Source organism: Sporomusa sp. (assembly GCF_035561255.1).
In the GTDB taxonomy this organism is placed as follows: domain Bacteria; phylum Bacillota; class Negativicutes; order Sporomusales; family Sporomusaceae; genus Sporomusa.
The window spans coordinates 1-10,683 of sequence record NZ_DATMXX010000299.1; the positions used below are offsets into that span (position 1 = coordinate 1).

At 43.5% G+C, this 10,683-nt stretch carries 11 protein-coding genes, 5 tRNA genes and 1 pseudogene; 8 read left to right on the forward strand and 9 right to left on the reverse strand.

The features are described from left to right. The first annotated feature begins 129 nt into the window (after window positions 1-129). The 7 genes from VN379_RS16170 (at window position 130) to VN379_RS16200 (ending at window position 7,221) form a co-directional block, all read left to right on the forward strand. The gene (locus VN379_RS16170; RefSeq protein WP_325535700.1) at window positions 130-1,296 is read left to right on the forward strand and encodes a twin-arginine translocation signal domain-containing protein; all 1,167 of its coding nucleotides are present in this window, start codon (window positions 130-132) and stop codon (window positions 1,294-1,296) included. Window positions 1,297-1,426: 130 nt separating this feature from the next. Next, window positions 1,427-3,223, forward strand: coding sequence for an alkaline phosphatase (locus tag VN379_RS16175; RefSeq protein WP_325535702.1), 1,797 nt, complete (start codon window positions 1,427-1,429; stop codon window positions 3,221-3,223). Between the two features lie 23 nt (window positions 3,224-3,246). Further along, window positions 3,247-3,786, forward strand: a complete 540-nt coding sequence (locus VN379_RS16180) for a hypothetical protein (RefSeq protein WP_325535704.1) — start codon at window positions 3,247-3,249, stop codon at window positions 3,784-3,786. Between the two features lie 25 nt (window positions 3,787-3,811). Next, window positions 3,812-4,486, forward strand: coding sequence for an ABC transporter ATP-binding protein (locus VN379_RS16185; protein ID WP_325535706.1), 675 nt, complete (start codon window positions 3,812-3,814; stop codon window positions 4,484-4,486). Continuing rightward, window positions 4,483-5,727 (forward strand): ABC transporter permease, encoded by a 1,245-nt coding sequence (locus VN379_RS16190; protein WP_325535708.1) that lies wholly within the window; start codon window positions 4,483-4,485, stop codon window positions 5,725-5,727. The genes VN379_RS16185 and VN379_RS16190 overlap by 4 nt, the downstream gene beginning before the upstream one ends. Window positions 5,728-5,812: 85 nt before the next feature. Then, complete coding sequence (locus VN379_RS16195) at window positions 5,813-6,028, forward strand: hypothetical protein (RefSeq protein ID WP_325535710.1); 216 nt, start codon at window positions 5,813-5,815, stop codon at window positions 6,026-6,028. A 137-nt stretch (window positions 6,029-6,165) separates the two neighbouring features. Further along, window positions 6,166-7,221, forward strand: coding sequence for a mechanosensitive ion channel family protein (locus VN379_RS16200; RefSeq protein ID WP_325535712.1), 1,056 nt, complete (start codon window positions 6,166-6,168; stop codon window positions 7,219-7,221). Between the two features lie 22 nt (window positions 7,222-7,243). On the opposite strand, the gene VN379_RS16205 is transcribed toward VN379_RS16200, so the two are convergent. Then, window positions 7,244-7,420 (reverse strand): hypothetical protein, encoded by a 177-nt coding sequence (locus tag VN379_RS16205; protein WP_325535714.1) that lies wholly within the window; start codon window positions 7,418-7,420, stop codon window positions 7,244-7,246. Window positions 7,421-7,947: 527 nt separating this feature from the next. On the opposite strand from VN379_RS16205, the gene VN379_RS16210 reads away from it, so the two are divergent. Further along, on the forward strand, window positions 7,948-8,421 hold the full coding sequence (locus VN379_RS16210; RefSeq protein WP_325535716.1) for a hypothetical protein: 474 nt from the start codon (window positions 7,948-7,950) through the stop codon (window positions 8,419-8,421). A 17-nt stretch (window positions 8,422-8,438) separates the two neighbouring features. On the opposite strand, the gene VN379_RS16215 is transcribed toward VN379_RS16210, so the two are convergent. The 8 genes and pseudogenes from VN379_RS16215 to VN379_RS16250 form a co-directional block, all read right to left on the reverse strand. Further along, complete coding sequence (locus tag VN379_RS16215; protein ID WP_325535718.1) at window positions 8,439-8,891, reverse strand: DUF523 domain-containing protein; 453 nt, start codon at window positions 8,889-8,891, stop codon at window positions 8,439-8,441. A gap of 163 nt (window positions 8,892-9,054) precedes the next feature. Further along, window positions 9,055-9,750 (reverse strand): hypothetical protein, encoded by a 696-nt coding sequence (locus tag VN379_RS16220; protein WP_325535720.1) that lies wholly within the window; start codon window positions 9,748-9,750, stop codon window positions 9,055-9,057. A 163-nt stretch (window positions 9,751-9,913) separates the two neighbouring features. Beyond that, window positions 9,914-10,002, reverse strand: a tRNA-Leu gene (locus VN379_RS16225). Between the two features lie 46 nt (window positions 10,003-10,048). Beyond that, window positions 10,049-10,123: transfer RNA gene (locus VN379_RS16230), tRNA-Cys, on the reverse strand. A gap of 6 nt (window positions 10,124-10,129) precedes the next feature. Beyond that, window positions 10,130-10,204 (reverse strand) — tRNA-Gly (locus VN379_RS16235). Window positions 10,205-10,209: 5 nt separating this feature from the next. After that, window positions 10,210-10,285: transfer RNA gene (locus VN379_RS16240), tRNA-Phe, on the reverse strand. 107 nt (window positions 10,286-10,392) lie between these two features. Next, window positions 10,393-10,469, reverse strand: a tRNA-Asp gene (locus VN379_RS16245). A gap of 124 nt (window positions 10,470-10,593) precedes the next feature. Next, window positions 10,594-10,683 (reverse strand): annotated as a pseudogene (locus tag VN379_RS16250) (two-component system response regulator); the annotation flags it as partial.

Genomic DNA, 10,683 nt, shown 5'->3' on the forward strand with positions numbered 1-10,683 from the left:
CTCTAACAATAATTGTTCGATACCCGTACAAACTTAAATTCCATATTTTACATTATCTTAATTTTAAATTAACACCAAGCAACAAATAATCAGGTACACTGATAGCAATAAAAATGGGAGGGATTGGGATTGAGTAATCTAATAGACGAAATAAACACTGATTTCAACCGACGTGATTTTATCAAAATGTCGGCAGGTGCTATGGCTGCATTAGCCGCCACAACTCTACCATTTCCAGTATCAGCTAAAGCACTGGAAATTAAAGCGGCGCAAATTACGCTGCAGGATTGTCTAGCTATAGACCCTGTAAGTATGGCCCAGAAATCCATCTACGTAAAGTCAGCTTATGAGTATCTGATAAAAACCGCAAATGAAATTCAAGACTCCAGTCTCCGCCGCTCGACAATTGAAATTTTACATAACCCTGCACCACGTCTCATGGAGCTCTATCCAACCCAGTTCGAGAAAGAACAAGTAAAAATACGTTTAGTTTCCGCCGGTTACCTTAAACCTTCAGCGGCAATTGATGAATTTCTGCCTCCATATAAAGATACCAGTCAAGCGGTAATCCCTTTTTATGCCGCTCCAGGCAGTGGTTACGCCAGCCATCATTCATATCCCGGCGGGCTTGCCACCCATGTCGCTGTAAATGTAAAAGCAGCGTTAGGTTTTTTTAATGCCTATAAAGAGGTTTCAGGGTTGCCGATGAACCGGGATATAGTTATTGCCGCCCAGACACTTCATGACCTCCATAAACCGTGGGTTTTCCAGTGGCAAAAAGATGGTGAATCCAGAACAGAATATCCCCTCGCCGGAGCAGGCTCCCACCATGTTCTCAGTCTTGCTGAATTAATCCACCGCCGGTTCCCGGCACAGGTTATTATTGCCCAAGCCTGCGCCCACAACCACCCCGGCACTGCCGATGACGAACGGGAGGTTGTAAACTGGTTAAAAGCAGCATCCATTCTGGCAAACCAGGATGCAATTGAACTTGGACTCCTGGCTGAGGACGGCAAAACCCTGCCCTTACCACGCCGCACCGAAGGTTTCATCACTCACTTAGGTGATCATGACTGGGTATTATCGGTACCATCGGCTAAGTGGATGATCGGCAAACTTAGCGAAATAGCCCAACAGGAATATCACATGACTGCCACAGACCTGCAAACAAAAAAATTCTATGCTTTTAGAAACTATGTCTTTTCCCAAGCTACCCTAGAACAGTTGTACGCAATCTGGACTATAAAAAATGAAGCAACCCTCATAGATACGGTAAAATCTATAGTAACATTATAGTTGTATAGTGTGGTGAGTATTGATGATATACCAATATTTACAAAAAATTTACCTGATCTTAACACATACGCCATAGTATGCCTTTACAATTGAATTTAATAATCTATCCAAATTTAAGGAGGTTTTGATCTTGCATCACCGTTTATTCCGTTGCTTTAAGGCCAAAACTGCAAAGATGATTGCAGCAGGCACTGTCATCACCTGTTTATTCAGCAGTGTAGGCGTTGGGGTCGCTGCTCCCACTCAGTCAGCAATCACAGTATTACCTATTGATCGGGCCAAATTTGCGTCCGGTCAAACATTTGATTTCCTCATAGAAGTCAAAGATGCTGATTCCGAGAAGATCCAGGTTACTGTAAACGGCGTCGCTGCTGATAAATATTTTGGCAAAACTGCCTCAGCCAAAATGGATGGTCCTTTAGCTACATACCGGATCGACCAAGTTGCTTTCAAAAAACCAGGCAAAGTCGAAATCTCTGTTAAAGCAACTGCCGCAAATAGTTTCACCACACGTACTGTCAAGTACGAGGTAGTGAATAATACTGCCCCCAAACGCGCCAAAAATGTTATCTTGTTTGTTGGTGACGGTATGAGTCTGCAGGCTCGCGAAATGGCCCGCATTCTCTCCAAAGGCATCACCGAAGGTAAATATAACGACCTGTTGGCAATGGAAAAAATGGCTAGCACCGCTATTATTACAACTTCAGGCTATGACTCCCTGGTTACCGATTCAGCTAACAGCGCCTCAGCCTACGCTACTGGTCACAAAGCCGTAGTTAATGCTATGGGAACCTATACTAACAGTACTAAAGATCCCTTTGATGATCCTAACGTAGAGAATATTGTGGAACTGGCTAAGCGCAGCCGCGGTATGGCTACTGGTATCGTATCTACAGCTAATATTACCGATGCCACCCCAGCCGCCATGGTAGCCCACACCCGTAAACGCGCTGAACAAAATTTCATTGCCGAAACAATGCTTGACCCCCGCCACCGCCCTGATGTTATTTTAGGCGGCGGTTCACGCCACTTTCTGCCCATGAGTACACCCGGTTCTAAACGGACAGATAATAAGAATATCATTGATGAATTTAAAAAGCTTGGCTATAGTTTTTCAGGCACTAAGAGTGAATTGCTGGCTACTCCGTTAAATACCGATAAACTACTGGGCCTCTACCAGCTTGATAATATGAATGTCTACCTGGACCGGGAAATGCTCAATAACCCCAAAGTACTTGGTGGTTTTAACGACCAACCCACACTAATGAGCATGACACAAAAAGCCATTGACACCTTAAGCAAAAACCCCAATGGGTTCTTCCTCATGGTGGAAGGAGCTTCAATCGATAAACAACTACATGTACTTGACTGGCAACGGGCTACTTATGACACCATTGAACTGGACAAATCAGTAGAAATTGCTAAAGAATTCGCCAGGAAAAATCAGGATACCCTGATTGTCGTAGTTGCCGATCATGCCCATGGCGCCAGTATTACTGGTACTTACCATGAGCTTGATGGCAAAACCGGGCGTGAAGCCGTACGTATTTACGCTGATGCCGGTTGGCCGACATTTGAAGACAATAACAAAGACGGCTTCCCTGACAGCCCCAGCCCGGATGTGACTCTGGCTGTGCAATATGCCAATCACCCTGACTACAAAGAAGATTATAAATTTAAAGCTGAACCCACAGTTCCGGCTATTATGTCCAACGGCAAAGCGATTGCCAATCCGCAAACCAGCGGAGAATTCTACCCTGGCAATATCCCAACCGCTGACCCCTCTGAAGTACATTCTGCTGATGATATCATCCTAAATGCCGACGGTCCTGGAGCTGATTACTTTAATGGCGTGATGGACAACACTGAAGTTTTCTTTGGTATTGTCAGAGCTTTGGGCCTTGATGGCAACCGCAACGCGAAATAACCGGCATTCTGGAGGTTGCGTATATGACTAAATTGATCAAAATATGTACAAGTATCATGCTGGGTATGATTGTGTCCGGAATACCCCTGTGTTATCCACCCGCAAAACAGACGGTTCCTTATCAGGAACCGTCCCTTTTCTTTCCAACAGCAACTGCTGCACCATTTTGGAGCGCCTGGTTATCAGACCCGCCACAACAACTCAATTTTGATGAGTTCTATAGCAGTTCCTCCTCTTTAGGCCTCATTTTCTCCGAAAAACTCCAAAGCTTGCAGGGCAGTCGTATTACAATAACCGGCTTTATGGCCCCCCCATTAAAACCAACATTAACTTTTTTTGTTCTAACTCAGGTACCTATGTCTATCTGCCCTTTTTGCTCTTCAGACGCCGACTGGCCTAACAATATAGCTGTAGTGAAATTACCAGATTCTCAGACCGCTTTGCCTTTCGATCAACCAGTAACAGTGACGGGAATCTTAGAGCTGGGCAGCCAGCTTGACGAAGAAACAGGCTTTGTCAGTCTGGTGCGCATAAGAGCAGATACCGTTAAAAAGGTCGAATAAACAGCATGACGAAAGGAGCAATACTATGCTGGAAGTGCGCAAGCTGATTAAACAATTTCGCCATCCAAATGGTGAAATGCTCACCACAACTCAAGTAGAACATTTATTGGTCTGCCGCGGAGAACAGCTGATTATAGCCGGCCCCAGCGGTTCCGGGAAAACAACCCTTTTACATATCATTGCCGGGCTTACCGCGCCCACTACCGGCGAAATACTCTGGAATGGCGAAAGAATTGATTTAATGTCTGAGGGAAAACGGGATACCTGGAGGGCGTATAACCTCGGCTACATCTTTCAGAACTTCAATTTACTTAATAGCCTTAGTGTTATTGAAAATATAATGGTCGCAGCAGCCTTGGGCGGACAAAAATCAGAAAACCACCGGCGCCAGGCGAGCATGAAACTGTTGATACAGGTCGGCTTGGCGGACAAGTCCGATTATAAGCCCGGCCGCTTAAGTACCGGGGAACAGCAACGTGTAGCGGTAGCCCGGGCTTTAATTAACAAGCCAGCACTCATTTTAGCAGATGAACCGACCGCCAGTCTTGACCGCGACAATGTCAGGCTTGTACTGGAGTTGCTGCAAACACTGTGTGTAGAGAACCATAGTACCCTGCTGCTGGCCACTCATGACAACGAGGTCATGGCCAGCTTCCCCCGCATATATGAAATGTGCCGCCCCGGGAGGGATATTTTATGATTCATTGGTTAATTGCCTGGCGAAACCTTTGTCAAAAACCATTGCACAGTCTATTGTCCATAGCTGTTGTCGGAACAGCTATGGCTATGACTCTCATCATTATGTTGCTGGCTTCAAGCGTACAGCAGGGTCTTATCCAAGCTACAGAACCCTTTGACCTGATTATCGGTGCCAAGGGCAGCCCAAATCAGCTAGTGCTTAATACGGTATTTCTCCAGGATGTGCCGATTGGCAATATCGACTACTCCCTCGTTAAAGAACTGTCAGCAAATTCACTGGTGGAATCAGCTATTCCTTTCGGATTCGGCGATAATTATCATGGTTACCGGATGGTCGGCACTGAACAGGCGATCTTTGAGCACCGCAGCAAACCAGATCTCCCCCCTTGGATTCAGCTAGACCGGGGAAAACCATTTCGTGCTGAATACGAGGCAGTTATCGGCGCAAAAGTTGCCAAGGATACCGGTCTTAATTTAGGAGACTCTTTTACGTCTTCACATGGCGTAACTTCCGGTGGTGAGGCTCATACCAACAAGTTCACAGTGGTAGGAATTATGAAGCCGCTCCTTGGACCTTACGATCAGGCTATACTAGTACCGCTTACCAGCATCTGGAACATTCATCAGCATGAATCGCACGATGCCCCAGACCATACCGGGTCACTACTGCATGTGGAAGATAAAAATGAGCTTGACCATAACCACGCTGAGCAAGAAACAACTGCTATTCTTGTCAAACCCAAGGGTTATGCCGAGGCTATGCGTTTATATCAGCAACTTCAAAAAGATCCCCATGTCCAGATCGTCTTTCCCGCACAGGTAGTAGTTCGGTTATTGTCCACGTTAAGTGACAGCGAACAAATACTCAAATTCATCAGTTTTACGGTATTTGCTATGACCCTGCTGCTGGTTTTTTTTGCCCTGTACTGGTCGGCACTTATCCGCAATCGTGACCGCGCCATCTTACGGGCTATCGGTGGCAGTTGGCAGGATCTTGCCGGCATCGTATTTCTTGAAGGACTGCTGCTGGTCTGGTCCGGCGTATTGAGCGGCGTTTTGCTTGGACACAGTATTTTTTCCCTAATCGCATCCATATTGCAGCATAAAACCGCTATTGCAGTTGTTAGTACAGTTTCGATTATGGAGATTTATACAATAGCCGCCGTTTTGCTGATTGCCATGTTCGCCAGTATGGTTCCAGCGATATACTCAGCCAAAACCACCATATCTACAGACCTATAACACTTCCCCCTAAACTTAAAGATTGAACCTCTTGCCTGAATTTGAATATGATATATCAGCACTTCCAAATGTGAGGTCTCAAACTATGGATTTTAAAACCATCAATAAGTTCACTCTATGGGGTTTATCATTTGGCGCTTTGATCAACTTATTTTTTTTCTATCTTGAGATAACAAGTCAAAGGTGTGATGCACAAGAGGAAAAAAAGAAAAAAGCAGCAGATAAGCAACTCAAAAATGAACTCGCTGAGTTACATAAGGAAATTTTAGCACTTAAGAATAAAGTTGATACTTTAATCTGACTTCATCGGTTAGTAGCTGATTATCCTACTCGCCCCAGCAGCAGGACTTTGCCAGGTATATTAGCGAATAATATATTAGGCAGTTTATACAGCAATCTCATTGCGCTATAAACAGTTACTGTAAAGGAGGCTGAGTGGTGCTACAGGATATTATGAATCAAGTATTTTTTCAGAACAGCGTTGAAAAATATCTTATCTCATTATCGGTGTTTGTAATTGCGTTCATGGTTGTTAAACTATTTGAAAGCGCCGTTCTAAGCCGCCTAAAAACCTGGGCAGGAACTATCACAGGTAAGATTGATGTAACGTTTCTTAGTAATCTTGAGAGAACTTTACTACCCGCTTTGTACTATGGCTCTTTCTATCTGGGGTCTCGCAGCCTAACTTTAAATAATAGCCTTAGCAAGTCCATTGATATGTTAGGGATTGTCATTCTAACAATTTCCGTAATCCGATTTATAGTTGCAGCAGTCGATTATGCACTGGAACATGTATTAAATATGAAGGAATCTACTGATAAGGAACGAAACTTTAAAGCCATTATGCCCATCTTAAAAGTGATTATTTGGGCAATCGGCTTCATATTCCTGCTGGATAACCTGGGCTTTCAGATCTCCGCTGTTGTTGCTGGTTTAGGGATTGGCGGTATTGCGGTAGCACTTGCAGCGCAGGCATTATTAGGGGACCTTTTCAGCTATGTCGCTATTGTTTTTGATCGCCCCTTTGAGCTTGGCGACTTTATTACTATCGGTGAGCATGCCGGGACCATTGAACATATCGGTATTAAAACAACCCGTATCAGGAGTCTGGGTGGCGAGCAATTGGTGCTGTCTAACTCTGATCTTACCAACTCACGTATCCAAAATTTTAAGCGGATGACCAATCGGCGGATTCTATTCAAACTGCGGGTTATGTATCACACATCTAGTCAACAGTTGCAGGATATACCGGAAATAGTTAAACAAATTATAGAAAATATTGAAGACACTGCCTTTGACCGGGCCCACTTTACCGCCTTTGGCGATTATAGCCTTGATTTTGATGTTGTTTACTATGTTATTGGTAATGACTACAAAAAATATATGGATATTCAGCAAACTGTCAATTTAGCACTAAAAAAAGAATTTGAACAACGAAATATTGAATTTGCCTACCTTGCTAAAACCTTATATTTGCAAAATCCTATCAAGTAAGCGGCGGGAAAATTGCCTGGTTCTAAAGTTTTATATCTATACCAGTTTGGCGTTGCAGTTCTTTTCCCAACACCCTTCTAAAAGATAATTCTGCCTTTTTTCTTGCTGGTTGTTCGGCTTCTGGCTGTTTCTCTTGTAAACGGGCCTTGGGAATAGGAAATACTGGGGCAACCTTAGTAACCTTCAAAATAATCACCATCCAGTCTCCTTTTCTATCTTTTGTATTATATGCGTTTCTGCAAAAAAATAACCGCCAGCGTTTAACGCTGGCGGTTGTCTTATTGGAACAAAATCAATCCCATTCAAATGTCAGAGTTACTGTCAATTGGTCACCATCCGGCTTAATACTATAGTAAGAAGACAACGATAACACTTTTTGAAAAGATCTAAACTGTTTTGTAGATTCTCCAGTAATCTCGGGGACTCTTATGATAACAAGTGCTTTATTCTGAAAGTTCTCCACAATACTTACGTTATTTGAAACCAGCTTAATGCCAGATAAGATTCGAATAAAAGTAGATCGTTTCACAAGTAGAACCCCCTTTAATATTCTATATTACATATTATTATACCACATAGTAAAAAAGCCTGCGCATAATTAATTCACAGTTTACAAAAAACACCCCTCTATAGCTCATAATATCACCTGTATCTGATCATATTTGTCATAGTTTTGTCACACTTTTACCGTAACATGGGTTTAAATCCATATAAAGGAGATGTTGTATGAAAAAGCTGCCAATTCTAATGGCTATTACCGTTACCCTTGTTATGTTATCCGGAAGTGCATTTGCATGGAGTGACCGTGCCGAAGGCCGTCCTTCCCAAACCTTAGGGCAATTTTTCAACACTGCCAGTTTATCTGTCTGGCATGATCACAATGATGAAATCCATCTCAAATCAACTAATCTGCGCGGTCAACATGTCTTCACTGGTGTGATTCAAACCGATGGACGTTTTTACAACATTAGAGAGAAAGAGCTGGAGAATGGTGATTTCATTAAAGTAGATCGCGATAATAAAACAATCAGGTTCCGGTTTACAGGCCGGGGATTTGACGGAATTGACTTTAAAGTAAAGGGCGGAGAAACAGTTGACTTTGATCTTTTTAAAGATGGCAAGGAGATGTCCCGAAAAGAAATATATATAGGCAAAAAAGGCTGGCACCCCTGGCATAACAATTTTTATTTAGAAAGATGATTTTACCAATCCTACTGTTAAAGCGGTAGGATTTTTTTGCCACTAAGAGTAAGCGATTGAAATTGATCCTCAGTATAAACTTTTATCTTCTCATCCTTTAAAAAAGCACAAAAAACCCCATCCCCCTCAATTAGATTTCCGGAAAATGTGCCATCATAAATCAGCCCACAGCCACAGGTAGGTGATTTTGATTTCAGAATGGCGATTTTGCTGCCAACTAACTTGGCAATAGTTAATGCAATCCTGGCTCCGGCTATAAGCTCAGTTGTTAGATCCTTACCATCATGAGCTAAAAATCTTTCGCCACATTGCTCTACACTTGATCGTGGCGTTGGTAAATTTGCCAATATCTCCGGGCATAGCGGCAGAGCCTGGCCTTTTTTTACCAGTTCTGTTACTTCAGGTATAGGAAACCCCTGTCCGTTGTATCTACACTGCACCCCGGCCAGGCAGGCACTAACGATGATCATGTTTACTTACCTCCAGTTGCTTCTGTATTACCTGTTTTACTTTACACAACAAAACTCCTGCAACACTTACAAGTAAATATTCAATAAAAATGGGTAAAGATAACATTCCCGGAGGAATATGACCATTACCCATAATTATGATTCGTCAATACTGATAACTCACCTACTGAGCTAAGGCTTTGACACTTTCGACCAAAGCCCCAAGCAAACGGTGAAACCCTTGGGGGTTTTGTTCTGGCACTCTGTAGTGCTTGTTAATCTCTACCTGTACTGCAGGAATTTTTAATTCGCGAGCCACATAATTAGCGATAGTATTGGGACCTTCTGCAGCAAAATAACCACGGGAAATTCTGCTTAATCCAAAGGCCTGAAAGTTATGTTCCAGCGTTTCCAGAATTTTATCCTTACCTAAAAGGGTCTTTCCACCATTTGTACCAAAGTCAACGTCAAATTCCCGTTCACGTGCTGCACCGTGGATGTCTAATATGAATTTCACCTTTTCTCGTCCACAAAACTCGGCAATTCTTTCTTTATAGATACAAGAATTGTCATGGTTAGGATCACCGCCGTATAGTTTGGCTGTTGCAATCGCATGACAACCAGTCAACCGGTTTAAGAGGTATGTGATCGCCCCGGTAAATTGATCTGACATCTTAATCTTTTTATGTCTATAGTGTCTAACAGCATGAGGAGCTGACACCAAAACAGGCAAATCCCCAAAAGAAAACCAGAAAGGGTCCTCCTGCTTAGGATTAATTCGTTTGTCCGTCTTGTAAAAATGCACTCTTTCCACACTCACTGCTTCTGCATTAATACGCCCTCGCGAAAATTCCTGTAAAATATCCTCGTGCTTGCTCAACTTAATTATCCCCCGGTTCCCTTTTTGGCAGATATTTTATGCTTTCTACATTGCTCAACAAATAACCTTCAGCAAGCTGCACCTGGGTTATATGCTTTATTTCTAATCCTCATCAGATTAGATAAAATAAAAAGAACCTCGCAATAGCTGCGAGGTTCTTTACTGGTGCCGAGGACCGGAATCGAACCGGTACGGAAATTTCTTTCCGACGGATTTTAAGTCCGTTGCGTCTGCCAGTTCCGCCACCCCGGCATGTAATATAAATAAAAACCACTTAAGTGTGGCTTTATTCTATAGTTGGAGGCGACACCCAGATTTGAACTGGGGAATAGAGGTTTTGCAGACCTCTGCCTTACCACTTGGCTATGTCGCCGTTCAATGGAGCGGAAAACGAGATTCGAACTCGCGACCCTCGCCTTGGCAAGGCGATGCTCTACCGCTGAGCTACTTCCGCTTAAATGGTGCCTCAGGACAGAATCGAACTGTCGACACGAGGATTTTCAGTCCTCTGCTCTACCGACTGAGCTACCGAGGCATAAGCAGCGAACCATGTTGTCACAAGCCGCTAGGCGAACTGAGAACATACGTGAGTCGCTTAGTTCTGAGCGTAGTGAAGAACATCCACTACCTGTAAAGGAAATTTGGCGACCCTGAACGGATTTGAACCGTCGATCTCCGCCGTGACAGGGCGGCATGTTAGACCACTACACCACGGGGCCGCTTTAGAAACTGCATATATCAGTATATAGGAGATTCGCTGCTATGTCAATAACTCATTTTGGAAGATCATTAGCCACAACAAGCATTATACCATGTTAACTGAGAATGTCAAGTAGAGTTATGTCAATATGAAAGCTGTTTTTGGATGGCAGCCAGCACCCGGTCTTCCTGAAAGGGTTTGACGATAAAATCGCCGGCTCCGGCCTGGATGGC